Annotated in this window: 26 protein-coding genes and 1 pseudogene; 17 read left to right on the top strand and 10 right to left on the bottom strand. The window is 69.4% G+C overall.

Going from position 1 to position 24757, the window contains the following annotated elements; genetic code table 11:
• Window positions 1-86: 86 nt before the first annotated feature.
• From ASD38_RS10460 to ASD38_RS10450, 3 genes are all read left to right on the top strand, one after another.
• On the top strand, window positions 87-1535 hold the full coding sequence (locus tag ASD38_RS10460) for a hypothetical protein (protein ID WP_056459893.1): 1449 nt from the start codon (window positions 87-89) through the stop codon (window positions 1533-1535).
• Window positions 1532-2443 carry a site-specific tyrosine recombinase XerD gene (locus tag ASD38_RS10455; RefSeq protein WP_056440771.1) on the top strand — a complete coding sequence of 304 codons (912 nt, stop codon included), beginning with the start codon at window positions 1532-1534 and terminating at the stop codon, window positions 2441-2443. Before ASD38_RS10460 ends, ASD38_RS10455 begins: the two co-directional genes overlap by 4 nt.
• Before the next feature lie 102 nt (window positions 2444-2545).
• A complete protein-coding gene (locus ASD38_RS10450; protein WP_056440777.1) occupies window positions 2546-2767 on the top strand; it encodes an alkylphosphonate utilization protein in 222 nt (73 codons plus the stop codon).
• A gap of 148 nt (window positions 2768-2915) precedes the next feature.
• Here ASD38_RS10450 and ASD38_RS10445 read toward each other — a convergent pair whose 3' ends face one another.
• Window positions 2916-3401 carry a VOC family protein gene (locus ASD38_RS10445; protein WP_056459891.1) on the bottom strand — a complete coding sequence of 162 codons (486 nt, stop codon included), beginning with the start codon at window positions 3399-3401 and terminating at the stop codon, window positions 2916-2918.
• A gap of 117 nt (window positions 3402-3518) precedes the next feature.
• Entirely contained in the window at window positions 3519-4151 is a 633-nt protein-coding gene (locus tag ASD38_RS10440; RefSeq protein ID WP_056440783.1) for a DUF4328 domain-containing protein, read from the bottom strand.
• Window positions 4152-4253: 102 nt separating this feature from the next.
• Between ASD38_RS10440 and ASD38_RS10435 the strand changes: the two genes are divergently transcribed.
• The 4 genes from ASD38_RS10435 (at window position 4254) to ASD38_RS10420 (ending at window position 9170) form a co-directional block, all read left to right on the top strand.
• Window positions 4254-5393, top strand: coding sequence for an aminotransferase class I/II-fold pyridoxal phosphate-dependent enzyme (locus ASD38_RS10435; RefSeq protein ID WP_056459888.1), 1140 nt, complete (start codon window positions 4254-4256; stop codon window positions 5391-5393).
• A gap of 374 nt (window positions 5394-5767) precedes the next feature.
• Window positions 5768-6772, top strand: coding sequence for an aldo/keto reductase (locus ASD38_RS10430; protein WP_056459884.1), 1005 nt, complete (start codon window positions 5768-5770; stop codon window positions 6770-6772).
• Between the two features lie 220 nt (window positions 6773-6992).
• Window positions 6993-8018 (top strand): mechanosensitive ion channel family protein, encoded by a 1026-nt coding sequence (locus ASD38_RS10425; RefSeq protein WP_056459881.1) that lies wholly within the window; start codon window positions 6993-6995, stop codon window positions 8016-8018.
• A 102-nt stretch (window positions 8019-8120) separates the two neighbouring features.
• Entirely contained in the window at window positions 8121-9170 is a 1050-nt protein-coding gene (locus ASD38_RS10420; RefSeq protein WP_056440801.1) for an HpcH/HpaI aldolase/citrate lyase family protein, read from the top strand.
• Between the two features lie 132 nt (window positions 9171-9302).
• Here ASD38_RS10420 and ASD38_RS10415 read toward each other — a convergent pair whose 3' ends face one another.
• Both ASD38_RS10415 and ASD38_RS10410 read right to left on the bottom strand, forming a co-directional pair.
• Window positions 9303-9719 carry an OsmC family protein gene (locus ASD38_RS10415; protein ID WP_056459877.1) on the bottom strand — a complete coding sequence of 139 codons (417 nt, stop codon included), beginning with the start codon at window positions 9717-9719 and terminating at the stop codon, window positions 9303-9305.
• Between the two features lie 201 nt (window positions 9720-9920).
• Entirely contained in the window at window positions 9921-10079 is a 159-nt protein-coding gene (locus tag ASD38_RS10410) for a hypothetical protein (RefSeq protein WP_235523815.1), read from the bottom strand.
• Between the two features lie 435 nt (window positions 10080-10514).
• Here ASD38_RS10410 and ASD38_RS10405 point away from each other — a divergent pair, with 435 nt between their 5' ends.
• The 5 genes and pseudogenes from ASD38_RS10405 (at window position 10515) to ASD38_RS10385 (ending at window position 16545) form a co-directional block, all read left to right on the top strand.
• Window positions 10515-11477 (top strand): acetyl-CoA carboxylase carboxyltransferase subunit alpha, encoded by a 963-nt coding sequence (locus tag ASD38_RS10405; RefSeq protein ID WP_056440809.1) that lies wholly within the window; start codon window positions 10515-10517, stop codon window positions 11475-11477.
• A 288-nt stretch (window positions 11478-11765) separates the two neighbouring features.
• Window positions 11766-12200: a carboxymuconolactone decarboxylase family protein gene (locus tag ASD38_RS10400; RefSeq protein ID WP_056440812.1), complete on the top strand. Its 435-nt coding sequence runs from the start codon at window positions 11766-11768 to the stop codon at window positions 12198-12200.
• A gap of 220 nt (window positions 12201-12420) precedes the next feature.
• The gene (locus tag ASD38_RS10395; protein WP_056459874.1) at window positions 12421-13398 is read left to right on the top strand and encodes an NAD(P)H-dependent flavin oxidoreductase; all 978 of its coding nucleotides are present in this window, start codon (window positions 12421-12423) and stop codon (window positions 13396-13398) included.
• A 296-nt stretch (window positions 13399-13694) separates the two neighbouring features.
• Window positions 13695-15861, top strand: a pseudogene (locus tag ASD38_RS10390) (putative bifunctional diguanylate cyclase/phosphodiesterase); the annotation flags it as partial.
• Between the two features lie 246 nt (window positions 15862-16107).
• On the top strand, window positions 16108-16545 hold the full coding sequence (locus ASD38_RS10385) for a recombinase family protein (protein ID WP_162252138.1): 438 nt from the start codon (window positions 16108-16110) through the stop codon (window positions 16543-16545).
• A gap of 96 nt (window positions 16546-16641) precedes the next feature.
• Here ASD38_RS10385 and ASD38_RS10380 read toward each other — a convergent pair whose 3' ends face one another.
• The 4 genes from ASD38_RS10380 to ASD38_RS10365 all read right to left on the bottom strand — a co-directional run bounded on the left by ASD38_RS10380 (window position 16642) and on the right by ASD38_RS10365 (window position 20063).
• Window positions 16642-17664 (bottom strand): beta-eliminating lyase-related protein, encoded by a 1023-nt coding sequence (locus ASD38_RS10380; protein WP_056459863.1) that lies wholly within the window; start codon window positions 17662-17664, stop codon window positions 16642-16644.
• A gap of 8 nt (window positions 17665-17672) precedes the next feature.
• Window positions 17673-18080 (bottom strand): GFA family protein, encoded by a 408-nt coding sequence (locus ASD38_RS10375; protein WP_056440826.1) that lies wholly within the window; start codon window positions 18078-18080, stop codon window positions 17673-17675.
• A 221-nt stretch (window positions 18081-18301) separates the two neighbouring features.
• Complete coding sequence (locus tag ASD38_RS10370) at window positions 18302-19399, bottom strand: Zn-dependent alcohol dehydrogenase (RefSeq protein WP_056440829.1); 1098 nt, start codon at window positions 19397-19399, stop codon at window positions 18302-18304.
• 193 nt (window positions 19400-19592) lie between these two features.
• Window positions 19593-20063 (bottom strand): chemotaxis protein CheW, encoded by a 471-nt coding sequence (locus tag ASD38_RS10365; RefSeq protein WP_056440832.1) that lies wholly within the window; start codon window positions 20061-20063, stop codon window positions 19593-19595.
• A 221-nt stretch (window positions 20064-20284) separates the two neighbouring features.
• Between ASD38_RS10365 and ASD38_RS23865 the strand changes: the two genes are divergently transcribed.
• Window positions 20285-20674, top strand: coding sequence for a hypothetical protein (locus ASD38_RS23865; RefSeq protein WP_056459860.1), 390 nt, complete (start codon window positions 20285-20287; stop codon window positions 20672-20674).
• A gap of 146 nt (window positions 20675-20820) precedes the next feature.
• Here the strand turns inward: ASD38_RS23865 and ASD38_RS10355 are convergent, their stop codons facing one another.
• Window positions 20821-21621, bottom strand: a complete 801-nt coding sequence (locus ASD38_RS10355) for an inositol monophosphatase family protein (RefSeq protein WP_056459857.1) — start codon at window positions 21619-21621, stop codon at window positions 20821-20823.
• Window positions 21622-21996: 375 nt separating this feature from the next.
• On the opposite strand from ASD38_RS10355, the gene ASD38_RS10350 reads away from it, so the two are divergent.
• The 4 genes from ASD38_RS10350 to ASD38_RS10335 all read left to right on the top strand — a co-directional run bounded on the left by ASD38_RS10350 (window position 21997) and on the right by ASD38_RS10335 (window position 24244).
• Window positions 21997-22392: a hypothetical protein gene (locus tag ASD38_RS10350; RefSeq protein ID WP_056459854.1), complete on the top strand. Its 396-nt coding sequence runs from the start codon at window positions 21997-21999 to the stop codon at window positions 22390-22392.
• 2 nt (window positions 22393-22394) lie between these two features.
• A complete protein-coding gene (locus tag ASD38_RS10345; protein WP_056459851.1) occupies window positions 22395-22934 on the top strand; it encodes a hypothetical protein in 540 nt (179 codons plus the stop codon).
• Window positions 22931-23800, top strand: coding sequence for a sigma-70 family RNA polymerase sigma factor (locus tag ASD38_RS10340; RefSeq protein ID WP_056440848.1), 870 nt, complete (start codon window positions 22931-22933; stop codon window positions 23798-23800). Before ASD38_RS10345 ends, ASD38_RS10340 begins: the two co-directional genes overlap by 4 nt.
• 177 nt (window positions 23801-23977) lie before the next feature.
• Window positions 23978-24244, top strand: a complete 267-nt coding sequence (locus tag ASD38_RS10335; RefSeq protein WP_442856967.1) for a DUF559 domain-containing protein — start codon at window positions 23978-23980, stop codon at window positions 24242-24244.
• Between the two features lie 60 nt (window positions 24245-24304).
• On the opposite strand, the gene ASD38_RS10330 is transcribed toward ASD38_RS10335, so the two are convergent.
• Window positions 24305-24721 carry a hypothetical protein gene (locus ASD38_RS10330; protein ID WP_056440852.1) on the bottom strand — a complete coding sequence of 139 codons (417 nt, stop codon included), beginning with the start codon at window positions 24719-24721 and terminating at the stop codon, window positions 24305-24307.
• Window positions 24722-24757 lie beyond the last annotated feature (36 nt).

Below are 24757 nucleotides of genomic sequence, written 5' to 3'. Positions count from 1 at the left end.
CGCCAAGGTTTGGACCAAAGCCGCGTCCAGGGTGTCGCGGAGGGCGAAAAGTTTCGCCAACCCCTGTCCTGCGGCATAGTTGAACCATGGCTCCTTGCAAGCGACTCACGACCCTTTCGGCCATCGTCCTGGCGGCGGTGCTCGCGGCCACGTCCACCCCCGTTCAGGCCTTGGCTCAGGTGCAGGTCCAGCCCCTGGCCGCCCCGGACCTGTTCTCGACGCCGGCGGCGCAGACGGACCTGACGGGCGACCTCTGGAAGGACGCCTCGCCGGGCGTCGCCAAGGAAGCCCTGCCCAAGCTGGCGACCAAGCCGCTGTCGCCGGCCGCGACCGGCCTGGCGCGGCGGGTGCTGGCCACCGGCGCCAACGCCCCGCCCGGCATCGGCGACGACCCCGAGCTGGGCGCGATGAGGGCCCTGGCCCTGATCGCCCTGGGCGAGGCCAAGGGGGCCGACGCCATGCTGGACCGCGCGCCCGGCGTGGCGGGCAGCGCCCCGCTGTCGCTGGCGGCGGCCGAGGCGGCCCTGATCTCCGGCGCCGACGACAAGGCCTGCAAGATCGGCGAGGCGCTCACCGTCGACCGCGGCGGGCCCTACTGGCTGCGGCTGCGAGCCTTTTGCCAGGCCCTGGCCGGCGAGAAGGCCGCGGCCCAGCTGACCCTCAGCCTGGCCCAGGGCCAGGACGCCGATTACGCCCGGCTGATGAGCGCCCTGTTGTCCGGTGCGCCGGCGGGGCCGGCCAACCTGGCCAACGGGATCAACTACGCCCTGTCGCGCAAGCTGGGACTGGACGTGGGGTCGGCCGCCGCCGTCGCCAGCGCCTCGCCGGCGCTGAAGGCGATGCTCAAGCCCGCCGACGCGGCCGCGCCGACCGACCCGGCCGCCGCCCAGGCCCAGGTCCTGGCCGCCCTGCGCGGCGCCAAGGGCCTGGTCGCCTTCACCGACGCCGCCAAGGCCGCCCAGCCGGCGGTCGCCGCCCTGGCCCAAGGCGCCGCGCCGCTGGAGGACCCCGTGCCGCTGGCCCGCGCCGCCCTGGCCGCCGGCGACCTGGCCACCGCCCAGGCGATCCGAGGCAAGCTGACCGGCGACACCATCCCGGGGGCGACCACTCTGGATCTCGCCCTGCTGGACGCGACCCTGGCCGCCGCCGAGGGCAAGAAGGACAGCCAGATCCTGGACGGCCTGATCGAGCGCGGCGTCCAGGGCGGCGTCAAGTCGCCCGCCCAGGCGGCCGCCCTGATCCTGGCCGCGTTCGGCGGCCCCATGAGCCCCGAGGCCCGCGCGTCGTTCGCGATCTTCGACCCGGGCAAGTCCGCCGCGCCGGCCGGACGACTGATCGTGCTGGACGCCGCCGCCGCCGCCGGCCGCCAGGGCGAGGCGGCGCTGCTGGCCCTGTCGATCGCCGCCGACGCCGGGCCCGCCGGACCGGGGCCGGTCGATCGCGCCCGGCTGGTCCGCGCCCTGCTGAAGGCCGGGCTGGAAGCCGACGCCCGCGCCTTCGCCGTGGAGGGGCTGCTGGCGCTGCAGCTGAAATGAGCAGCGTGGCATCAGGCTGGATCGACGCCTTCCTCGAGATGATGGCCGTCGAGCGCGCGGCCGCCCGCAACACCCTGACCGCCTATGAGAAGGACCTGGCCGACGCCCGGCTGTTCCTGGCCTCGCGCGGCGATCTCGACGCCGCCTCGGCCGAGGCCGTCGAGGCCTATTTCGCCGACCTGGGCGCGCGCGGCCTGTCGCCGGCCACCGCCGCCCGCCGGCGCTCGGCCCTGCGGCAGTTCTACCGCTTCGTGCTGGGCGAGGGCTGGCGCGACGACGACCCCTCGCGCCGGGTCGAGGCGCCCAAGGCCGGCCGGCCCCTGCCCAAGGTGCTGTCGCGCGACGCGGTCCTGCGGCTGATCGCGGCGGCGGCCGCCAAGGACGGGGGGCAGGGCCTGCGCCTGGCCTGCATGATCGAGCTGCTCTACGCCTCGGGCCTGCGGATCTCCGAACTGCTGAACCTGCCGCTGGCGGCCCTCGCCCGCGACCCGGCCTTCCTGATGGTCAAGGGCAAGGGCGGCAAGGAGCGGCTGGCCCCGCTGAACGACGCGGCCCGCGCGGCGGTGAAGGCCTATTTGGAGGCAAGGCCGCAATTCCTGCCAAAGGGCGTCAAGGAGAGCCCCTGGCTGTTCCCCTCGCGCGGCAAGGGCGGCCGGCTGACGGCGCGGCGGGTTTCGCAGCTGCTCGAGGACGCCGCCATCGCCGCCGGCATCGACCGCGAGACCGTCAGCCCCCACGTCCTGCGCCACGCCTTCGCAACCCACCTGCTGGAGGGCGGCGCCGACCTGCGCGTGATCCAGACCCTGCTGGGCCACGCCGACATCGCCACCACCCAGATCTACACCCACGTGGCGGGAGATCACCTGGCCCAGGTGGTGAAGTCCAAGCATCCGCTGGGGCGGAAATAGTTTTGTCACCCCGGATCTGCGCGCTGCGCGCTTGTCCGGGATGACAGTGTTTGTATTGGGCGCGCGCGCTGCTAAGCACCCACACCTTTTCAGGAGAACGACATGTCGGACGAAACCCGCGACAGCAACGGCACGATCCTGGCCGACGGCGACAACGTCACCCTGATCAAGGACCTCAAGGTCAAGGGCTCGGGCGGCGTGACGCTCAAGCGCGGGACCCTGGTCAAGAACATCCGCCTGACCGGCGACACCGACGAGATCGAGGCCAATGTCGAGAAGGTGCGCGGCCTGGTGCTGCGGGTGGAGTTCGTGAAGAAGGCTTAAGGGCGCCTAGTCCCTCCCCCTGTGGGGGAGGTGTCGGCGAAGCCGACGGAGGGGGGCGTGATCGGCGGACGACCACAACCCGGATCGACGATCCTAAACTCCCCCCACCGGCCTTCGGCCGCCTCCCCCACGGGGGGAGGGCCCAGGCCTATGCCCCCTCGAACGCCGCCTTCAGCTTGGGCATGTCCAGCTTCACCATCTGCATCATGGTGGCGAACATCCGGCCGACGGCGGCCTTGTCGGGGCTGGAATAGAGGTCGAGCAGCGCCTGCGGCACGATCTGCCAGGACAGGCCGAACTTGTCCTTCAGCCAGCCGCACGCGCTTGCCTGGCCGCCGTCGGCGAGCAGGGCGTCCCAGTAGCGGTCGACCTCGGCCTGGTCGGCGCAGTGGATGACGAACGACACCGCCTCGGTGAGGGGGAACATTGGGCCGCCGTTCAAGGCGGTGTATTCCTGGCCCTCCAGCTCGAAACCGATGGTCATGACGGTTCCGGGCGGTCCCGCCGGCGGCTGGGAGTCGCTGGGATAGCGCGCCACGCTGGTGATCCTCGAATTGGGAAACAGCGAGACGTAGAAGTTCGCGGCCTCCTCGGCCTGGGTGTCGAACCACAGGAACGGGGTGATCTTGGGCATGGGGCGTCCTCCGTTGAGCGGGTGTCGAACCCAGGACGATCAAGCCACGTCCGTTCCGACATCGGCCCGCGCTTTTCGACGAACCGCCGCCCAGGGGCGACCGATGTCGCCGAGGTCCTAGTCGAACACGCTCGTGTCGGTGACCCGGCCTTGCAGGTCGGTGACGTGGCGGACGATCCGATTGAACAGCACGCACTGCGCCATCACGACCAGGCCGCCCAGCATGATCATGCCGGTGAGCAGCGCGCGGTCATGAATGCCGACCTGCTTGAGGACGCCGAGCAGGCCGCCGACGCCGCCGCCCGCCAGCCATGCGCCCCACCACCAGCGGAGCAGGGCGGGGGTCGTGACCGAGCGCCATGCGGTCCCCGCGGTGCTAGCCTTCCACAACTGTTCCATGCCCTCGAAGGGTTTCCAGATCGCGGCGATCGGCACGAAGTACCAGCCGACCGCCCAAGCGGCTGACATTGGCAGGCCGTAATTCGCTAGGCGTTGGGCGTTGCGGCTGGCGCGGTAAATCCAGATCAGGGCGAGGACGCCGGCTACAGCCTGGGTGAACAAGGCGATGTTGGTTGAAAGCTTCAGGACTTGGGCGAAGGCTAAGTATGGGAAGGCCTCCGGCGGCTTTCCGACCAGCAATGCTAGATTCGCCCCGAACAGACTGAACGTTAGGAGCCGTCCGGCGAAGAACATCCAGGTCGCGGCGATGACGAGGCCCGCCAGCCGCCTCGGAGCCTCAATGATCGTCATGCCGTTCCCCAAACACTCAAGATCGCTAAGGCGGTTCGAGGCGATGGACAAGGTTCGAGACGGGTCGTTGCGGCCGGACGCCGCGCCGACTAGTTACGCTGCATGGCCGCTTCCGAGATCGAACCCTTCCACGCCATCGCCATCAGCCGTCTGGCCCACCAGATGAAGGCCGAGGGCCGATCGATCATCCACATGGAGTTCGGCCAGCCCTCGACCGGCGCGCCCAAGGCGGCGATCGCCACGGCGCACCATGTGCTGGACACCGACGGCATGGGCTATTGGGAAAGCCCGCGGCTGAAGGCGGCGATCGCCCAGCGTTATGCCACGCTGGACGGGGTGAGCGTCGATCCCGAGCGGATCATCCTGACCTGCGGCGCCTCGCCGGCCCTGGTTCTGGCCCTGGCGTCCAACTTCCAGCCGGGCGACCGCGTGGCCCTGGCCCGGCCCGGCTACGTGGCCTATCGCAATACGCTGAAGGCCCTGAACCTGGTCCCGGTCGAGATCGCGTGCGGGGCCGAGAGCCGCTTCCAGCTGACCGCCGCCCACCTCGCCGCCCTGGATCCCGCCCCGGCCGGGGTGATCATCGCCAGCCCGGCCAATCCGACCGGCACCATCATCCCCGCCGCCGAGTTGGAGGCCATCGCCGAGGTCTGCCGCGCGCGGGGGATCCGCGTCGTCTCCGACGAGATCTATCACGGCCTCAGCTACGGCGAGCCGGCCCGCTCGATGCTGGCGTTCGCGCCGGACGCCCTGATCGTCAACAGCTTCTCGAAGTACTTCAGCATGGCCGCCTGGCGGCTGGGCTGGACGGTCGTGCCGAGCGAGCAGATCCAGCGGGCCCGGGCCTTCATGGGCAATCTGTTCCTGACCCCGCCGTCGCTGAGCCAGCACGCGGGGCTGGTGGCCATGGACTGCCTGGACGAGCTGGAGGGCCACGTGGCCGTCTACCGCGCCAACCGCGCCCTGCTGCTCGATGCGTTGCCGGCCCTGGGCCTGGCCTCGATCGCCCCGCCGGACGGGGCCTTCTACATCTACGCCGACATCGGCCATCTGACCGACGACAGCCTGGCCTTCTGCGAGGCCCTGCTGCGCGACACCGGCGTGGCCACCGCGCCCGGCGTCGATTTCGACCCGGTCGACGGCCGACGGTTCATCCGCTTCAGCTTCGCGGTCTCGACGGCGGAGGTCGAGGAGGCCCTGCGGCGGATCACGCCGTGGTTCGCCGCGCGAGCGGCCGCCTAGGGCGTATCGACGGTCAGCGTTTGAGACGAAAACCTCGTCCTTCGACAAGCTTAGGATGAGGTTTTTCTAAAGCTCGAGCCTGTAAATGGTCCTCATCCTGAGCCTGTCGAAGGACGAGGACCACGCAACGAGCGTGAATGTCGATAGCTCTAGTCAGCCTGGCACGGACGCTTCGGGGCTAGGTCGCCCAACGGAAAGCCGTGACCTTCTCGGCGCGCAGGCCCAGCTCTGGTCATGACGTTTGCCCGATCCGGCGAACGTCTTGCCCATTCCTGCGCGGTCGATTTGGGGGCCTTATAGTCGCGGCGACCCGCGCCCATCTTCCAGGCGGAAGGCGGACCTTCCCACGCGAAAACAGACACAAGGAGCTCCCCATGAAGACGCGCAAACTCGGCGACGGGCTGGAAGTCTCGGCCATCGGCCTCGGCTGCATGGGCATGGGCCAGGTCTACGGTACGGCCCTGGACAAGGCCGACGCCTTCAAGGTGCTGGCCCGGGCGGTCGAGCTGGGCGTGACCTTCTTCGACACCGCCGAGGTTTACGGCCCCTATCTGAACGAGGTGCTGGTCGGCGAGGGCCTGAAGCCTTTCCGCGACAAGATCGTCATCGCCACCAAGTTCGGCTTCGACATCGCCCCGGAAGGCGCGGGCGAGGGTTACGCCCGCATGCGCGGGACCGACAGCCGGCCCACGCATATCCGCGAAGTGGCCGAGGCGTCGCTGAAGCGTCTGGGCGTCGAGGTGATCGACCTGTTCTACCAGCACCGCGTCGACCCCGACGTGCCGATCGAGGACGTGGCCGGCACGGTCAAGGACCTGATCGCCGAGGGCAAGGTCAAGCACTTCGGCCTGTCGGAAGCCGGTCCCGAGACGATCCGCAAGGCCCATGCCGTGCAGCCGGTGGCCGCCCTGCAGAGCGAGTATTCGCTGTGGTTCCGCGACCTGGAGCACACCACCCTGCCGGTGCTGCGGGAACTGGGGATCGGCCTGGTGCCCTACAGCCCGCTCGGCCGAGGCTTCCTGACCGGGGCGATCAAGGCCGACGCGCCGCTGGCCAAGGACGATTTCCGCCGCGGCCTGCCGCGCTTCCAGGGCGAGGCCCTGGCCAAGAACCTGTCGCTGGTCGAGGCCCTGACCCAGATCGCCGCCGACAAGGGCGTCACCCCGGCCCAACTGGCCCTGGCCTGGATCCTCCATCAGGGCGACCACATCGCCCCGATCCCCGGCACGACCAAGATCGGCCGGCTGGAGGAGAACGTCGGCGCGGTGGACGTCGTGCTGTCCGCCGACGACCTGGCCAGGATCGCCGCCGCGGCGCCCGAAACGGCGGTCGTGGGCGCGCGCTACAGCGAAGCCGGCTTGGCGATGGTGGGGCGCTGATCACCCTCTCCCAGAGGGAGAGGGAGGGACCCGCCGCGTAGCGGTGGGAGGGTGAGGGGTTACGCCCTCACCGATTTTCGCTCGGGCTCCCTGCCGGCGCGCCGTCGACTCACCACCCCCTCACCCTCCCACGCCTGTCGGCGCGGGCCCCTCCCTCTCCCCATGGGAGAGGGTTTTGGGGACTTGCCCGCCGTGCTCGGGCGCCCCCACACTCGCCGCCATGGCCGAAAACCTGTTCAACCGCCCCGACGCCATCGAACTGGTCAAGCTGGGCAAGACCACGATCACCCTGGGCGGGGTGGCGGCGGCGATCGTCGTGGTGGTGGCTTCGATCTACCTGTCGAAGCTGGTGGCCGCCGGTCTGCGGCGGCTCCGCGAACGGTCGGCGGTCGCCGCCCCGTCGCTGTACATCGTCGAAAAGCTCAGCACCTACGGCCTGCGCGTCATCGGCCTGCTGGTCGCCCTGTCGGTGATGGGCGTGAACCTGACCTCGCTGGCGGTGTTCGCCGGGGCCCTGGGCGTCGGGGTGGGCCTGGGCCTGCAGGGCCTGGTCAAGGACTTCGCCTCGGGGGTGTCGCTGATGTTCGAGCGCCTGGTGGCGGTGGGCGACTTCGTCGAGCTGCAGAACGGCGCGCGCGGCGTGGTGCACGAGATCGGCCCGCGCTCGACCCGCATCCGCACCAACGACAGCACCGACCTGATCGTGCCCAACTCGGTGCTGGTCAACGAGCAGGTGGTCAACTGGACCCTGCACCACAGCACCCGCCGCATCCGCGTGCCGTTCGTCACCGCCTTCGGGGTCGACAAGGAGAAGGTGCGCGAGGCGGTGCTGAAGGCGGCCCATTCGGTGTCGTTCACCGCGCCCGACGATGGCGCCCGCAAGGCCCAGGTCTGGCTGGTGGGGTTTGGCGAGTCCGCGCTGAAGTTCGAGCTGATCGTCTGGCCGACCATCGAGTCGGTGCGCCGGCCGGCGGCGATCCTGGCGGCCTACACCTGGGCGATCGACGACGCCCTGCGCGGGGCGGGCATAGAGATCCCCTATCCGCAGCGCGACGTGCGCCTGCGCGGCCTGTTCGGCGAGGAGGGCGACGACGCCCGCGCCGCCCTGCGCCTGGAGACCCGGGCCGGCCGCAAGGCCAAGGCCAAGGCCGCCCACGCCTCGAAGAACGACGCGGCCGAGGATCTCAAGCGCGAGGATCCCGAAGAGCCGCCGTTGCCTGTCCAGGGGCCGCCCAGCAAGCCCTGAGGTTGGACCGTGACCCTTCCCTTCGCGTCAGTCTTGACCCCGCTACCGCGCCGCCGCAATCTTCTCGCAACTGCGAAATAAGAAACGAACTGGGAAGCGCGCATGAAGACCCCCCGAGGCTTTTTCAAACCCCTGGCCATCGGCGCGCCGACCCCGTGGCGCGAACCGCCGGCCCGGGTCGAACGGATGATCCACTTCGTGCCGCCGCACCTGGACAAGGTGCGCGCCAAGGTCCCCGAGATCGCCCCGACCGTCGACGTGATCCTGGCCAATTTGGAGGACGCCATCCCCGCCGACGCCAAGGGCGCGGCCCTGGCCGGCGCGATCGCCATGGCCCGCGAGACCGACTTCAAGGCCCTGGGCGTGGGGCTGTGGGTGCGGATCAACTGCCTCAACTCGCCCTGGCACCTGGACGAGGTGGCCACCCTGGTCGAGAAGGCGGGAAACCAGATCGACGTGATCATGGTCCCCAAGGTCGAGGGGCCGTGGGACATCTTCTACATGGACCAGCTGCTGGCCTCGCTGGAGGCCAAGCACGGCGTCACCCGGCCGATCCTGCTGCACGCCATCCTCGAGACGGCGGAAGGCGTGATGAACGTCGAGGCCATCGCCGGGGCCAGCCCGCGCATGCAGGGCATCAGCCTGGGCCCGGCGGATCTCGCCGCCAGCCGCGCCATGAAGACCACCCGGGTCGGCGGCGGCCATCCCGGCTACCGCGTGATCGAGGACCCGCACGCTGACGGTTCGCCCCGCGTCTCCGTCCAGCAGGACCTGTGGCACTACACCTTCGCCAAGATGGTCGACGCCTGCGCGGCCCATGGCATCAAGCCGTTCTACGGTCCGTTCGGGGCCATCGACGACCCGGTCGCCTGCGAGCAGCAGTTCCGCAACGCCTTCCTGATGGGCTGCGCCGGGGCCTGGAGTCTGCACCCCAGCCAGATCGCCATCGCCAAGGCGGTGTTCAGCCCGGCGCCGGACGAAGTGATCTTCGCCAAGCGCATCCTGGAGGCCATGCCGGACGGCACTGGCGTGGCCATGCTGGACGGCAAGATGCAGGACGACGCGACCTGGAAACAGGCCAAGGTCATGGTCGACTGCGCCAGGCAGATCGCGGCCAAGGATGCGGAGTATGCGGCGCTCTATGGGTTCTGAGGCTCACGGACTTGCCCCCACCTGGCGGCTTCGCCGCCTGTCCGCCCCCATAGGGGGCGGAGGACGCGCCTCTTCCCCCTGTGGGGGAAGACGGTCGCGAAGCGACCCGTAGGGGGCAAGTGTTCGCCGAACCTACGCCGCCGAAGTCACCACCCGCGACCCCGCCACCAGCATCTTGTGGATCGGGCAGGCCTCGGCGATCTCCATCAGCCGCGCCCGCTGGGCGTCATCGAGGTCGCCGCCCAGGGTGATCACGCGCTCGAAGACATCGGCTGGCTGCGAGGACGGGTCGCGCCGCCAGGTCACCTCCACATGCACCGCGCCCAGCGGCCAGGCCTTGCGCCGGGCGTAGAGCCGCAGGGTCTGGGTGGTGCAGGCCGCCAGGCCGGCGGCCACCAGGTCATGGGGATTGGGGCCGATGTCGAGCCCGCCGTCCAAGGGGCCCAGATCGGCCGCGAAGCGGATGGGGCCGGCGGTGACGAGGATCTGCACGCCGCCGTGGCCGCTGTCGTCGGCGATGGCGGAAGGGCGGGCGGGGACGGCGATCATGGGGCGGACTCCGGCTGGCGTCCCACTTGCTACCGTGAAGCCGGGCCGTCTTGTACGGATTTATCGCTCTATTCCGCTGTCATCCCGGACAAGCGCGTAGCGCGCCGATCCGGGACCGCCGGAAGCGCCGGCGCTCAGGCGTCGGTCCCGGATCTTCGCTGCGCTACGTCCGGGATGACAGTCTTCGAGGGGGAGAAAGAACTAGGCCGCCGCCACCTGGTGCGAGGTCACCTCGAACAGGCGGGTGGCGCCGCGCCACACCTCGACGGTGTCGCAGCCGCGATGGACGCCGACCAGCTGTTCGGCGCGACGGCGCGCGGCCTGGTCGTCGGGGCAAGGGGTGACATCGAAACGCGGCACCGAGCCATCGGACTCGACACAGAAAAACGTGAACACCTGCATGGGAACATCCGTTCGCATCAGGCGGGACCGGGTCCATATTCGATGGGCGGGGCCGCGGGCGTCGGCTGGATTCTCAGCCGACTAGAAGGATATAGGTGAGAACCTGGCGATTAACCAGAGAGCGCGGGTTTCGATACAAGACTCTCCACAGGACTCTCACGAAGACGAATCCCTGAGCCTCGCAGGGGTTCCGGCCGAGTCATGGTGTCGCTGCGACGACAAGTCGCAGGCCAGGGCTCCGCGTATCCTTCTGGAACCCCAATGAGTCCGGCGTGAGTCCCGTACAAGGCGAGGTTTGGCGATTTCGAGGCGATGAACCGCCAAAAGCGGTTTCGTTTTCGGTTATCGCGCTCTAGGTTCGCCACCTTTCCGTAACGGCGACGTTAGAGACCCATGGCCGCGCATTATCTCGACTTCGAGCGACCCATCGCCGATCTGGAAAGCAAGATCGAGGAGCTGTCGCGGCTCTCCGAGACGGCGGGTCCCGGCGCGTTCGAGACCGAGATCCAGGCCCTGCGCGACCGCGCCCAGCAGCTTCGGAAAGAAGCCTATGCCGGCCTCGACGCTTGGCAGAAGACCATGGTCGCCCGCCATCCCGAGCGTCCGCACCTGAAGGACTATGTCGCCGGCCTGATCGACGAGTTCGTCGAGCTGCGCGGCGACCGCAAGTTCGCCGACGACCAGGCGATCGTCGGGGGCCTGGGCCGGTTCCGCGGCGTCCCGGTGGTCGTGATGGGCCACGAGAAGGGCCACGACACCACCACCCGCCTGAAGCACAATTTCGGCATGGCCCGCCCCGAGGGCTATCGCAAGGCCGTCCGCCTGATGGACATGGCCGAGCGCTTCAACCTGCCGGTCATCACCTTTGTCGACACCGCCGGGGCCTATCCGGGCCTGGGCGCCGAGGAGCGCGGCCAGGCCGAGGCCATCGCCCGCTCGACCGAGCGCGGCCTGGTGCTGGGCACCCCGATGGTCGCCACCATCGTCGGCGAAGGCGGTTCGGGCGGCGCCATCGCCCTAGCCGGCGCCAACAAGGTGCTGATCCTCGAGCACTCGATCTATTCGGTGATCTCGCCGGAGGGCGCGGCCTCGATCCTGTGGCGCGACGGCGCCCGGGCCAAGGACGCGGCCGCCAACATGAAGATCACCGCCCAGGACCTGATCCAGCTGAAGATCGTCGACCGCATCGTCGAGGAGCCGGCCGGCGGGGCCCATTCCGACCCGGCCGCCGCCATCGAAGCCGTCGGCGACGCGGTCGAGGACGAACTGAAGAAGCTGATGAAGCTGTCGCCCGCCGAGCTGAAGAAGCAGCGCGCCGCGCGGTTCTACGCGATCGGCCGCGAGGGGCTGCAGTAGTGTTCGATCCAGGCCCGCGCGACCCTCTGCTCGGAGCGGAAGTCGGCGGGCGGCGGAAGCAATCGGACAATAATTGGTTTGGCGCGGGTCTCGACGCGGGCTTGTCCAACGCCGGCTGGCTGGCCCTGCCCATCGTCGCCGTCCTAGGTCTCTGCGCGGTGGTTTTCGTTGCCTGGCAGAGATTTTTCGGCGGGCGCCGATAAAATCGCCGACCCTATGTCACGTCTGGCCGCCTAACCTCGTCTTGTTCCGAAAGCCCGATCGCAGGGCCAAATCGAGGACAAGACCATGAGCGTCGAAACCGCCCCCTTCCGCCACGACGTCAACGTTCCGGCCGTCTACCAGGCCTTCATCGCCGCCGAGACCGCGGCGGTGGGCGCCGGGGTCGACGGCCACCTGGTGCACCTGGTCAAGCTGCGCGCCTCGCAGCTGAACCAGTGCGCCTTCTGCGTGAAGATGCACTCCAAGGAAGCCCGCGACGACGGCGAGACCAACGAGCGGCTGGACCGCCTGGTGGTCTGGCGCCACGTGTCGGACTTCACCGCCAAGGAGAAGGCCGCCCTGGCCTGGACCGAGGCCCTGACCCAGCTGCCCGTCCACACCGATCTCGGCCCGCTGCGCGCCGACCTGCGGACCCACTTCAGCGACGTCGAGGCCAGCGCCCTGACGACGGTGATCGCGATGATCAACCTGTGGAACCGCCTGGGCGTGTCGGTGCACTAAATTCCTCCCCCTGTGGGGGAGGTGTCGCCGAAGGCGACGGTGGTGGGAGTGATCGGCAGTCGGCCCGCGTCTGGATCGAACGAGCCTAAAACTCCCCCCACCGGTCCTTCGGACCGCCTCCCCCACAGGGGGAGGGACTTCGGGAGGATGAACTTTCCCCTCTTGCCCGTCCCCAACGTCACCCGGCCATACTCCCGCGAAACACAGAGGGAGCACGCCCGTGGCCATCAAGACCCGCTTCACCGAGATGTTCGGCGTCGAGCATCCGATCGCCCAGGGCGGCATGCAGTGGGTGGGCACCGCGCCGCTGGTCAGCGCCGTGGCCAACGCCGGGGCCCTGGGCTTCCTGACCGCCCTGACCCAGCCCACGCCCGAGGCCCTGTCCAAAGAGATCGCCCGCACCCGCGAGCTGACCGACAAGCCGTTCGGCGTCAACCTGACCATCCTGCCGGCCATCAAGCCGCCGCCCTACGCCGAGTACCGCGCCGCGATCATCGAGGCGGGGATCAAGATCGTCGAGACGGCCGGCTACAAGCCGCAGGAGCATGTCGACGAGTTCAAGGCCCACGGCGTCAAGGTGATCCATAAATGCACCGCCGTCCGCCACGCCCTGTCGGCCGAACGGATGGGCGTGGACGCCATCAGCATCGACGGCTTCGAATGCGCCGGCCACCCCGGCGAGGACGACATCCCCGGCCTGATCCTGATCCCGGTGGCGGCCGAGAAGGTGAAGATCCCGATGATCGCCTCGGGCGGGTTCGGCGACGCGCGCGGCCTGGTCGCGGCCCTGGCCCTGGGCGCCGACGGCGTCAACATGGGCACCCGCTTCTGCGCCACTCAGGAGGCGCCGATCCACGACAACTTCAAGCAACAGATGGTCGCCAACGACGAGCGGGCCACCGACCTGATCTTCCGGACGCTGCACAACACCGCCCGCGTGGCCAGGAACGCGATCAGCCAGCGGGTCGTGGCCATCGAGCGGGCCGGCGGCGCCAAGTTCGAGGACGTGGCCGATCTGGTGAAGGGCGCGCGCGGCCGCGAGGGCCTGATCGGCGGCGACACCGACCACGGCGTCTGGTCGGCCGGCATGGTCCAGGGCCTGATCCACGACGTGCCGACGGTGCGCGAGCTGATCGACCGGATCGTGTCGGAGGCCGAGGAGATCATCCGCGGGCGGTTGGCGGGGATGGTCTCCTAGCTACGCGGAACGCCCCCTCCGTCATGTCGCGTATTCGCGCCATGCCACCTCCCCCGTTTCACGGGTGAGGAGGAAGCTGGACCGCCCTCCTCCTCACCCGCATCGCGGGGGAGGTGGCGCGATGCGCAGCATCGTGACGGAGGGGGCGTCTAGCGCCGCGCAAGGTCACGGTAAACGCCCCCGCAAACACTGTGACAGCAACGTGAAGTTTTCGCGAAATAGCAACGCTTCGGCCCACAGATTAGCCAGTCGTTAGGTCAGAAATGGTCCCTCCACCCGCGAGTGGAGGCGTATCTATGTTCACCCTGCGAGACACCGTTTCTTCCCTGGTTCCGGCCCGCGCCGACAGCCTGGGCAAGACCCTGTACGAGCGGTTCCGCGAGGAGCCCGACACCCTGATCGTGCCGGTGCTCGACGCCGACGACCGGCCGATCGGCCTGGTCGAGCGCAACGCCTTCTTCCTGCGCATGGCCGCCGAATACGGCCGCGCCCTCTACGCCCTGCGGCCGATCTCGGTGCTGATGGACAACGACCCCCTGGTGGTCGAGGCCGACGTCGAGCTGGCGGCCTTCACCAGCGACAGCCTGTCGTACCGGGCCAGCGACCTGCTGCGCGGCTTCATCGTCACCGACGGCGGCCGCTATCTGGGCGTCGGCACGGTGCTGGGCCTGCTGCAGGCCGCCAACGAGACCAACCGCCGGGGCGTCGAGGCCCTGGCTTCGGCGAAGGCCGCCGCCGAGCAGGCCCGCACCTTCATGACCGCGGTGGTCGAGGCCATCCCGTCGATGGTGTTCGTCAAGCGGGCGGACGACCACACCTATGTCCTCCTCAACCGCGCCGGCGAGAAGATCCTGGGCCACGCCCGCGCCGACATGATCGGCCGCACCGACGCCGACTTCTACCCGGCCGAACAGGCGGCGATCTATCGCGAGCGCGACGCCGAGGTGATCTCCTCGGGCGAGGTGCGGGTGATCGAGGAGGACCACGTGCCGCGCAAGGACGGCTCCCTGGCCCTGCTGCGCACCAAGAAGATCGCCATTCCCGGCCCCGACGGCGCGGCCGAATACCTGCTGGGCGTCTCCGAGGACATCGCCGAGCGCAAGCGGGCCGAGGCCCAGATCGCCCGGCTGGCGCACTACGATCCGCTGACGGATCTTCCCAACCGGCTGCTGTTCCAGAAGGACCTGGCCGCGGCCCTCAGCCGCGCGGCGCGCCGCGAAGACCTGGTGGCGGTGCACTGCATCGACCTGGACCGCTTCAAGACCGTCAACGACACCCTGGGCCATCCGATCGGCGACGCCCTGCTGAAGACCGCCGCCGAACGCCTGCGGGCCTGCGTGCGCGAAGGCGACACCGTCGCGCGCCTGGGCGGCGACGAGTTCGCGGTGGTCCAGTGCGGCCTGACCGATCTTTCCGGCGCCACGCGTCTGGCCGGCCGCATCGTCGAGGCCCTGGCCGAGACCTTCGAACTGCAGGGCCACCAGGTGATGATCGGCGGCAGCGTCGGGGTGGCGGTGTCGCCCAACGACGGGTCGGACAGCGGCGAACTGCTGAAGAAGGCCGACATGGCCCTCTATCGCGCCAAGGCCGACGGGCGCGGGGCCTTCCACTTCTTCGAGCGGGCCATGGACGAGGCCCTGCAGGCGCGCCGGGCCTTGGAGCTGGACCTGCGCGTGGCCCTGGCCGAGGGCCAGTTCGAGCTCTACTACCAGCCGCTGTTCAACCTGGGCGCCGACAAGGTGATGGGGTGCGAGGCCCTGCTGCGCTGGAACCACCCGAGCCGCGGCATGGTCTCGCCGGGCGACTTCATCCCGATCGCCGAGGAGATCGGCCTGATCAATCCGCTGGGCGAGTGGGTGCTGCGCGAGGCCTGCCGCGAGGCGGCCGGCTGGCCCGAGCACGTGCGCCTGGCCGTCAACCTGTCGCCGGCCCAGTTCCGCGACAAGCACCTGGTCGGCATCGTGGTCTCGGCCCTGGCGGTCTCGGGCCTGCCGGCCGAGCGGCTGGAGCTGGAGATCACCGAGTCGGTCCTGCTGCAGGACAGCGTCGGCAACATGTCGGTCCTGCACCACCTGAAGGCCCTGGGCGTGCGGATCTCGATGGACGACTTCGGCACCGGCTATTCGTCGCTGAGCTATCTGCGCAGCTTCCCGTTCGACAAGATCAAGATCGACCAGACCTTCGTGCGCGACATCCTCGACGACGCCGACGCCCTGGCGATCATCAAGGCCGTGCTCGACCTGGGCGCCAGCCTGGGCATCACGACGACGGCCGAGGGGGTGGAGTCGGTGGAGCAGCTGGACGAACTGCGCCGCCAGGGCTGCGGCGAGATCCAGGGCTATTTCATCAGCCGCCCCAAGCCGGCCGCCGAGATCGCGGCGATGCTGGGGGTGACGGTCCAGAGCTCCGGCAGGGCGTCCGTCGTCACCTTCTCCCAAACCGAAACCTTCTCCCATGGGGAGAAGGCGGGGCCCGCGCCGCAGGCGTGGGAGGATGAGGGGGTTCCGAGCCAGCCGGCGCGCCGGCAGGGCGCTGAGTGAAATCGTCGGCGGTGTAACCCCTCACCCTCCCATCGTTTCACGATGGGTCCCTCCCTCTCCCTCAGGGAGAGGGTGTCGGTCGGGGAGAGGGTTACAGATTTATCCCCGACCTTTCCGCACTCGCCCCTAGCCACCCGCCCTCGGCTTTGCCACACACCGGCTCATGCGCATGGTCGGCTATCTCAGAGTTCCGCCCGTCAGGGGCGTGGTGATCGACGGGCCGAAGTCCCAGCGCCTGTTCGAGGCCGGCTGCGACCAGCTGTTCCATGATCGCTGCTACGGCCTGGCGGTGCACAAGCCGGGGCTGGACTCGGCCCTGGCCGTCCTCAAGCCCGGCGACGTGCTGGCGGTGATCAACCTGCACGCCTTCGCCGCCCACCTGGTCGACCTGCTGGAGGTCCTGGCGCGGTTCGAGGCGGCCGGGATCCATTTGCTGACCCTGACCGAGGGGATCGACACTCGCGCCCCCGGCGGTTTCTTCACGGCCTGCGCCCAGCTGGCCAAGTTCCACGACCAGCGCCGCATGGTGCGCACGGCGGAGGAGAAGATCGTGCGGGACGGGCCGAGGCGGCTGGAGGCGACGGAGGAAGCGGCGGTCGAGGAGTAGCGCTGTCGGGGACATGCCCTCGCGGCGTGTCCCCATCCGCCAGCGCCGAGCCAAGGTTTGGGAACACGCCGCAAGGGCGTGTCCCCCTCCCGTGAATCACGCCACCGCCTTCAGCGCCTCGCCCAGTTCCTCGACCATCTCCGGCGTCGTCGCCCACGAGCACATGAAGCGGGCCGTGCCGTCCAGGAAGCGATAGACGAACCAGCCGCGCTCGCGCAGGCGCTCCAGCGCCGCGTCGTCCATGTCGACGAACAGGCCGTTGGCCTCGACCGGGTGGCGCAGGGGGAAGGGCATCAGGGCGGCCAGCTTTCGGGCCATGGCGTTGGCGTGGGCCGCGCGCGCCGCCCACGGACCGCCGTCGGCGCCCTCGCCCAGCAGGCCCAGCCAGGGGGCGCTGAGGAACCGGCCCTTGGAGACCAGCTGGCCGGCGTGCTTGAGGCGGGCGTCCAGGCGCCGGCCGAGATCCTTGTTCAGGAACACCACGGCTTCGGTCGGGGTCGAGCCGGCCTTGGTGCCGCCGATCACCAGGATGTCGACGCCGATCTTCGGCACGGCCTTCAGGTCGAAACCCGCCGCCACGGCGTTGGCCAGGCGCGCGCCGTCCAAGTGCACGCCATAGCCCTTGGCCTTCACCGGCGCGATCAGGGCGGCCAGGTCGTCGGCGCCGTAGACCGTGCCGTACTCGGTGGCGTTGGTCAGGGACAGGGCGGCGGCCGGCTGGCGGTACGAGACGTCCGGCTCGTTCAGGGCCAGCTCCAGCCCCGGCAGGGCGATCTTGCCCGAGGCGCCGGGCAGGCCGATCAGGCCCACGCCCTGGCCGAAGAAGCCCGGCGCGCCGGTCTCGTCGGTGCAGATGTGGGCGTGCTCGTGGGCCAGCACCGCCTCGTGCGGTTGGGCCAGGCAGGTCAGGGCGAAGGCGTTGGCCGCCGTGCCCGAGGCGGTGAACCGCACCTGCGCGTCGGCGTCCAGCAGGGCGCGGATGCGGTCGGCGGCGGCGGCGCTGACATGGTCGGTCCCGTAGCCCGACGCCGTTCCGGCGTTGGCGGCGACGATCGCCTCGATGACTTCCGGCATGGCGCCGGCGACGTTGTCCGAAGCGAAGTCGTAGCGGGCGGCCATTCAGGTCCTCAGGGCAGCGGCGGGTTCTCGGGGAAGGCCGGGCGGCCCGGCTCGATCCGATGCCACGGCTGGGCCTCGCTCGTCCAGAGATGGATGGCCGGCTCCAGGATCGACGGATCGTCCAGGCTGCCGACCTTGACCGGATAGAAGGGCAGGCGGCCCTCCGACCACAGCGGCGTGCCGCAGTCGCCGCAGAAGGCGCGGGCGACGTCCGCCCCGCTGCCGCCCGGCCGCACGTAGCGCTTGGGCTCGCCCCGGGTGACCGTGAACCCGTCCCTCGGCGCCAGGCCCACATAGTTGGGCCCGCCGCCGGTCGAGTACTGGCAGGATCGGCAGTGGCAGGCGCCCGAACCCATGAACTCGCCCTCGATCCGGTAACGGATCGCGCCGCACTGACAGCCGCCTTCGATGCTCATGATGGTTCCTCCCTGGGGTGGGCCTCGTCGGGCCGTTAGGGGGAGAGTGCACGAAGACCCCAACGGCCGTCATCCTCGGACTTGTTCCGAGGATCCCTGTTTCAGCCTAGGTGACGGCGTGGATCGGCTGAGACGGCAGCGGATGGCTCTGAACGTTCAGCGCGGCGGACATAGGGGTCCTCGGAACAAGTCCGAGGATGACGGGCGGGGAGGGGTGAACCTCAATCAAACACGATCACCGACCGCGCCAGCTCGCCGCGCTTCAGCTCGTCGAACGCCGAGTTGACGTCCTCGAGCTTGATGCGGCGCGAGATCAGTTCGTCCAGCTTCAGCTTGCCGGCCATGTAGGCGTCGACCAGGCGGGGCATGTCGACCGGGAAGCGGTTGGAGCCCATGTAGCTGCCCTGGATCTTCCGCTCGCCCAGGAAGTCGGGCCCGTGCAGCTCGATCATGGTGCCCACCGGGATCATGCCGATGATGTTGGCCGTGCCGCCCCGGCGCAGCATCTTGAACGCCTGCTCGGCGGTGACCTTCAGGCCGATGGCCTCGAAGCTGTGGTGGACGCCGCCGCCGGTCAGCTCGATCACCTGCTTGACCGTGTCGTCCGAGGCCTGGATCACGTCCGTGGCGCCGAACGCCTTGGCCAGCTCCAGCTTGCCCGGGATGCGGTCGATGGCGATGATCCGGCCGGCGCCGGCCATGACCGCGCCGTTGATCGTCGACAGGCCCACGCCGCCGCAGCCGATGACGGCCACGGTCTCGCCCGGACGGACGCCGGAGGTGTGGATCACCGCCCCCACGCCGGTCATCACCGAGCAGCCGATCAGGGCGGCGCGGTCGAACGGCATGTCGCGGCGAATGGCGACGCAGGCGTGCTCGTGCACCAGCATCATCTCGGCGAACGACGACAGGTTCAGGAATTGGGCCATCCGGGTGTCTCCGGATCCCGAGAGATCCTCGCGGAACAGGCGCGGCTCCTCGCCCTTGGCGCGGCGCGTTTCCGGGCTGATGCACAGGTTCATGTGCCCGGTCAGGCAGACCTCGCAGTGGCCGCAATAGGGGTTGAGGCAGGTGATCACGTGGTCGCCGACCTTGACGGTGCGCACCTCGGACCCGACCGCCTCGACGATCCCGGCGCTCTCGTGGCCCAGCACGGCGGGCAGGGGATGGGGATAGGAGCCTTCGACGAAGTGCAGGTCGGAATGGCAGACGCCGGCGGCCTTGGTGCGGATCAGCACCTCGCGCGGGCCCGGCTTGCCGATCGAGACCTCCTCGATCTGGAGCGGCTTGCCCACTTCGCGCAGAACGGCGGCCTTCATCGGCGATCTCCCTGGTTCGTTGGGGAGACCCTAACGGGAGGGCGGGGGCCGAAGGAAGGGGATATTCGAACAAATGTTTGGAAGTGTGCGTGTCCTCGTCCTTCGACAGGCTAAGGATGAAGACAATCAATACGCCGCGTTCGAATTCATCCTCATCCTGAGCTTGTCGAAGGACGAGGATGCGGCAGGGCGCCTAGGCCGCCAGGTCGACCCGGCGCTCGGGCAGGATGGCGTCCACCGACAGCAGCACGATCATGGCCGCCTCGGTGGTGATCACCGCCGAGACCAGGTTCGAGGTGATGTCCTCGCCCAGCGGCGGGGGCGGGCTGATGCTGTCGGCCGAGACGATGAAGCTGTCGCAGACCGCGTCGACCAGCAGGCCGGCGACGTCGTCGTGGTGCTCGACCACGATGATCACCTGGCGGGCGCTGTCGGCGGCGACGCCCTTGCCCAGGCGTTCGGACAGGTCGATCACCGGCATCACCTGGCCGCGCAGATTGATCACGCCGCGCACATAGGGCGGCGCGTCCGGCAGCGGGGTGGCGGGGGTGACGCCGCGGATCTCGCGGACCGCGCCCACGGGCACGCAATAGGTCTGGGTTCCGACTTCGAACGACAGGATCTGCAGATCCTCGCCGGCCGCGTAAGCCACGTTCCTGGACATCGCCTGGTCGCCTTCAAGCCTGTGTGTCGCCCGTTCTGAGCGCCGTCTGGTCCCACCCTCGCGCGGAAAGGTGAATAAATCGGCGTTGCCGTCAGGATTTGGATCGGGCGCGGCCGGTGAAGCTGACGGTCCCGTTCAGCCTGCGTTCAGCCGCCGGGACCGAGGATCTCCAGCATGGAGACGGACGTGTCGGAACGCCGTCGCCACGAAGGAACAGCGTCATGACTCGTCATCTGAAAACCACGATCGGCCGTGTCGCCGCGAGCGTCGCGGCCCTGGCCATGGTCGCGGGCGCGACCGCCGCCTCGGCCGACTCCTACCGTCACCACGGCTATTACGGCCACGGGCGCGGCCACCACGACAACGACGTCGGCGTCGCCATCGCCGGGGGCATCGTCGGCCTGGCCCTGGGCGCGGCGATCGCCGGCAACAACAACAACCACTATCGCACCGGCTACAGCCACGGCTACGCCCCGCCGCCGCCACCCCCGCGCTACTACGGCGGCTACGCCCCCCGCCCCTACGGTTACGGCTACGGCCGCGACTGCTGGACCACCCGCGAATACGACCCCTATCGCGACGCGGTGTACACGCGGACCGTCTGCCGCTAGCGCCGGGCCCAGATACGAAGACGCCCCGGGTGCGAGCCCGGGGCGTTTTTGTTTTTGGTGAAAGGGCCGCCCCCAAACCGTTGTCATCCCGGACAAGCGCCGCGCGCTTTCCGGGATGACAACGGTGGGTAGGCGCAATTGGACCCTTAGGCCGAGGCCGCCAGCAGGCGCTCCAGCACCAGCGGGTGCAGTTCCTGGTTGGTGGCCAGGATCGAGGCGCCTTCGATCGGGTTGCCGTGCTCCTCGATCGTGGAGACCTTGCCGCCGCTCTCGGTGACCATCAGCACGCCGGCCGCCACGTCCCAGGGCTTGAGGTTGCGTTCCCAGTAGCCGTCGAAGCGGCCGGCCGCGACCCAGGCCAGGTCCAGCGAGGCCGAACCGAAGCGGCGCACGCCGGCGACCTTCTGGCTGATCTGGTGCAGCTCCTTCAGGAACTGGCCGTGGCCGGGCTTGCCCAGGAACGGCACGCCGGTGGCCAGGACGCTTTCGTCCAGGTGGCGGCGGGCCGCCACGCGCAGGCGCTTCTCGGCGCCCAGATAGGCGCCCTTGCCCTTTTCGACCCAGAACAGGTCGTTGGTGATGGGGTTGTAGGTGACGCCGGCGACGACCTCGCCCTCGCGCTGCAGGGCGATGTTGACCGCGAAGTGCGGGATGCCGTGCAGGAAGTTGGTGGTGCCGTCCAGCGGGTCGACGATCCAGGTGTGGGTCTTGTCGGTGCCCTCGATCAGGCCGCGTTCCTCGCCCAGGAAGCCGTAGCCGGGACGGGCCTTTTCGAGGATCTCGAAGATCACCTGCTCGGCCTTCTGGTCGGCGGCGGTGACGAAGTCGGCGGGGCCCTTCTTGGACACCTGCAACTCGGTGACTTCGCCGAAGTCACGGGCCAGGCCGCGGGCCGCTTTACGGGCGGCGTCGATCATCACGTTTAGGAGGGCGGAAGCGGTGGCCAAGGCGGGTGTTCCTCATAGTTCCCCCTGCGCGGCGTCATGAGGATGACGGCGGGGGATATGCATGCGGGCGGATAGAAAGATCGGGAAAGTGGGCGCGATACCTAGTCGCGTAGGCCGCCGAAAGCAAGGCGAGGGGATTTTTCAGGCCCGCCCCACCTCCGCTCATCCCGGCGAACGCCGGGACCCAGATCCCGTAGCGGGGTGGATGATTGGCAAGGGCTCAACGCTCATGGCGTCAGCCACACCGCCATTCCATCTGGGTCCCGGCGTTCGCCGGGATGAGCGGAATTTTGGTTCGGGGCCGAGTAAATCAGCCCGCCATGTCACATCCGCCCGCGCTGCCTCGTCCTGTCTCCAAACACGGAGGAGGTGACGATGCGTTGGGTGAAATGGATCCTGCCGGCCATCCTGGCGATCAACGGCGCGGTGATGCTGCTGGCGCCGGCCTGGTGGTATCCGCGCGTGCCGGGGGTGATCGAGACCGGGCCGCTGAACGAGCATTTCGTGCGCGACATCGGGGCGGCCTATCTGGCCTGCGCCCTGGCCATGGGCTGGGCGGTGAAGGATCCGGCGCGCGGCCTGGGCGTGGCGGTCGCCTCGGCGACCTTCCTGACCCTGCACGCCGCCATCCACCTGATCACCCCGTTCTGCGGCGCGACCCTGCCGTGGCCGCTGCTGCTGCGCGACTTCCCCGGCGTGTTCCTGCCGGCGATCATCAGCCTGCTGATCGTGCGGTCGTGCCGGCGACGCGCCATGCGAGCGGAGGCCTGACCATGCTGACCTGGTTGATGCTGGGCGCCGTGCGCCGCCTGGAGCGCCGCTACGACTACGACGCCAGCTATCTGCGCGCCCTGGCGGCGGCCAGCCCCAGGGCGCTGATCGCCTTTTCGGGCGTGGGGCGGCTGCAGGGCTTTCTGGAGGGCGCGCCGCCGGCCGCGATCGCCGCCGCGGCCCTGGCCGGCACGCTGAACGAGGACTGCGGTCCCTGCACCCAGATCGTCGTGCGCCGGGCCGAGGAGCGGGGCGTGTCGCCCGCGGTCCTGGCCGCGATCCTGGCCGGCGACGGCGAGGCCATGGGACCGGACGCGGGCCTGGCCTTCGGCTTCGCCCGCGCCAGCCTGGCCCGCGATCTGGAAAGCAGCGAGGACCTTCGTGAGGAGATCGTCTCGCGCTGGGGCCAGAAGGGCCTGGCCGCCATCGCCCTGGCCTTGGCGGCGGCGCGGGTCTATCCGACGGTGAAATACGCGCTGGGCTACGGCAAGACCTGTTCCAAGGTCACGGTCGGCGGCCGCGCGGTGGCGGTGCGGACATGAGCGCTTTTGGCAAGAACGGGCGGGACGCGATCTTCGAGGACCGCCGCGGGGCGATGACCGGCCTGGCCTACCGCATGCTGGGCTCGCGGGCCGACGCCGAGGACGTGGTGCAGGACGCCTGGATCCGCTGGCGCGACGTCGACGCCGACGAAGTGGCCAACCCGGCCGGCTTCCTGAACAAGGTGGTCACCCGCCTGTGCCTGGACCGGCTGAAATCGGCCCGCGCCCGGCGCGAGGTCTATGTCGGCGAGTGGCTGCCCGAGCCGGTGGTCGACGAGGATCACGAACGCCTGGGCGAGGACCTGTCGGTGGCCTTCCTGCTGGCCCTGGAGCGGCTGACGCCGCTGGAGCGCGCGGCCTTCCTGCTGCACGACGTGTTCGACGCTCCTTTCGCCGAGGTCGCCAAGACGCTGGGCCGGACCGAGGCGGCCTGCCGCCAGCTGGCCGCCCGGGCCCGCGAGCACGTCAAGGCCGGCAAGCCGCGCTACCGCCCCAGCGCCGAGGAGGAGCAGCGCCTGACCGGCGCCTTCCTGGCCGCGGCGATGACCGGCGACGAGACGGCGCTGCGCGGCGTCCTGGCTCGGGACGTGGTCATGCATTCCGACGGCGGGGGCCTCGCCAAGGCGACCATGAACCCGGTGTTCGGGCTGGAGAAGGCCGTGCGCCTGATGCTGGGGATCAAGAAGAAATGGCCCGCGCCCGACGACACGGTGGCCCGCCTGGCGCGGATCAACGGCGCTCCCGGCATCGTGTTCAGCCACGCCGGCGTGGTGTTCCAGACCATGGGCCTGGAGATCGTCGACGGCCGCATCGCCGCGGTCTACACGATGCGCAATCCGGAGAAGCTGGCGCGGTTGAATTCTTGAAACCCTCTCCCGGAGGGGAGAGGGCGGGTGAGGGGTGACACCGTCAAAAGTGAAACCCCGATTACTTTGCTTGCCACGTTCTTGATTTGATCCGCTTCATCGCGAGATGAACCAGATCCCCAACGCTCGCCGCCTGCGTCGCGGCCAGACCCAGGCCGAGGAAAGATCTGGGCGATCGTGCGCGGCCGCCGTCTCGATGGCTTCAAGTTTCGCCGCCAAGTTCCGATCGATCGTTATTTCGCGGACTTCGCCTGTTGGGACGCCAAGCTCGTCGTTGAACTCGATGGACCGGCGCACGAGGATCGCGAACTGCATGACCTGGTTCGCACCGAAGTTCTTGAGCGCTGCGGGTATCGCGTCTTGCGGTTCGACAATGAATTCGTACTGGCCGATCCCGGAGGGGTGGCCGAGGCCATCGGCGCGGCGCTCCGGCTGAGGGCGTGACCCCTCACCCTCCCACGCTTCGCGTGGGCCCCTCCCTCTCCCCTCCGGGAGAGGGTGCCCCTAGGGCAGCGCCACCTTCGGCAAGGTGTCCTTGGTCTCGCACGCCACGCGGCCCGCGCCGCCGGCGGCGCCCTTGATGTCGTCGATCTTCTCGCCCTTGCGCCAGCCCTTGGGCAGGCCCTGGTCGCCGGTGAAGTCCATGCCCAGGTCGATCCACTTGTCGGCCGCGCAGTCCAGGGCGAACAGCAGGATCGGACCCTTGCCGGCCGGCCAGCTCCGGTAGGGGCCGTTGGGCCGTCCCTCGGCGATGCGCAGCACGATCAGGCCGGACGTCTGGTCCACCCGCATGAAGTCCGCGTCGTAGAAGGTTTTCGCCTCGCCGGGCGACGCTTTCCAGCTTTCCGCCAGGGTCGCGGTGGCCGTCGCCATCAGGCCCAGGACGGTTACGCCAAGCAAACACAGACCAAGCCGCCGCATGGACGTCCTCCCCGTATTCTATCGTTGGGAAGACGC

Source organism: Caulobacter sp. Root487D2Y (assembly GCF_001427165.1).
Lineage (GTDB): Bacteria > Pseudomonadota > Alphaproteobacteria > Caulobacterales > Caulobacteraceae > Caulobacter.
Note: the sequence above shows the minus strand (reverse complement) of the source record. Positions and strands in the feature narration are given on the sequence as shown.

What these genes read in the sequence shown, in the direction of transcription:
- ASD38_RS10460 (WP_056459893.1), top strand. Translation starts at nt 87, where the DNA reads ATGGCTCCTTGCAAGCGACTCACGACCCTTTCGGCCATCGTCCTGGCG.
- ASD38_RS10455 (WP_056440771.1), top strand. Translation starts at nt 1,532, where the DNA reads ATGAGCAGCGTGGCATCAGGCTGGATCGACGCCTTCCTCGAGATGATG.
- ASD38_RS10450 (WP_056440777.1), top strand. Translation starts at nt 2,546, where the DNA reads ATGTCGGACGAAACCCGCGACAGCAACGGCACGATCCTGGCCGACGGC.
- ASD38_RS10445 (WP_056459891.1), bottom strand. Translation starts at nt 3,401, where the DNA reads ATGCCCAAGATCACCCCGTTCCTGTGGTTCGACACCCAGGCCGAGGAG.
- ASD38_RS10440 (WP_056440783.1), bottom strand. Translation starts at nt 4,151, where the DNA reads ATGACGATCATTGAGGCTCCGAGGCGGCTGGCGGGCCTCGTCATCGCC.
- ASD38_RS10435 (WP_056459888.1), top strand. Translation starts at nt 4,254, where the DNA reads ATGGCCGCTTCCGAGATCGAACCCTTCCACGCCATCGCCATCAGCCGT.
- ASD38_RS10430 (WP_056459884.1), top strand. Translation starts at nt 5,768, where the DNA reads ATGAAGACGCGCAAACTCGGCGACGGGCTGGAAGTCTCGGCCATCGGC.
- ASD38_RS10425 (WP_056459881.1), top strand. Translation starts at nt 6,993, where the DNA reads ATGGCCGAAAACCTGTTCAACCGCCCCGACGCCATCGAACTGGTCAAG.
- ASD38_RS10420 (WP_056440801.1), top strand. Translation starts at nt 8,121, where the DNA reads ATGAAGACCCCCCGAGGCTTTTTCAAACCCCTGGCCATCGGCGCGCCG.
- ASD38_RS10415 (WP_056459877.1), bottom strand. Translation starts at nt 9,719, where the DNA reads ATGATCGCCGTCCCCGCCCGCCCTTCCGCCATCGCCGACGACAGCGGC.
- ASD38_RS10405 (WP_056440809.1), top strand. Translation starts at nt 10,515, where the DNA reads ATGGCCGCGCATTATCTCGACTTCGAGCGACCCATCGCCGATCTGGAA.
- ASD38_RS10400 (WP_056440812.1), top strand. Translation starts at nt 11,766, where the DNA reads ATGAGCGTCGAAACCGCCCCCTTCCGCCACGACGTCAACGTTCCGGCC.
- ASD38_RS10385 (WP_162252138.1), top strand. Translation starts at nt 16,108, where the DNA reads ATGGTCGGCTATCTCAGAGTTCCGCCCGTCAGGGGCGTGGTGATCGAC.
- ASD38_RS10380 (WP_056459863.1), bottom strand. Translation starts at nt 17,664, where the DNA reads ATGGCCGCCCGCTACGACTTCGCTTCGGACAACGTCGCCGGCGCCATG.
- ASD38_RS10375 (WP_056440826.1), bottom strand. Translation starts at nt 18,080, where the DNA reads ATGAGCATCGAAGGCGGCTGTCAGTGCGGCGCGATCCGTTACCGGATC.
- ASD38_RS10370 (WP_056440829.1), bottom strand. Translation starts at nt 19,399, where the DNA reads ATGAAGGCCGCCGTTCTGCGCGAAGTGGGCAAGCCGCTCCAGATCGAG.
- ASD38_RS10365 (WP_056440832.1), bottom strand. Translation starts at nt 20,063, where the DNA reads ATGTCCAGGAACGTGGCTTACGCGGCCGGCGAGGATCTGCAGATCCTG.
- ASD38_RS23865 (WP_056459860.1), top strand. Translation starts at nt 20,285, where the DNA reads ATGACTCGTCATCTGAAAACCACGATCGGCCGTGTCGCCGCGAGCGTC.
- ASD38_RS10350 (WP_056459854.1), top strand. Translation starts at nt 21,997, where the DNA reads ATGCGTTGGGTGAAATGGATCCTGCCGGCCATCCTGGCGATCAACGGC.
- ASD38_RS10345 (WP_056459851.1), top strand. Translation starts at nt 22,395, where the DNA reads ATGCTGACCTGGTTGATGCTGGGCGCCGTGCGCCGCCTGGAGCGCCGC.
- ASD38_RS10340 (WP_056440848.1), top strand. Translation starts at nt 22,931, where the DNA reads ATGAGCGCTTTTGGCAAGAACGGGCGGGACGCGATCTTCGAGGACCGC.
- ASD38_RS10330 (WP_056440852.1), bottom strand. Translation starts at nt 24,721, where the DNA reads ATGCGGCGGCTTGGTCTGTGTTTGCTTGGCGTAACCGTCCTGGGCCTG.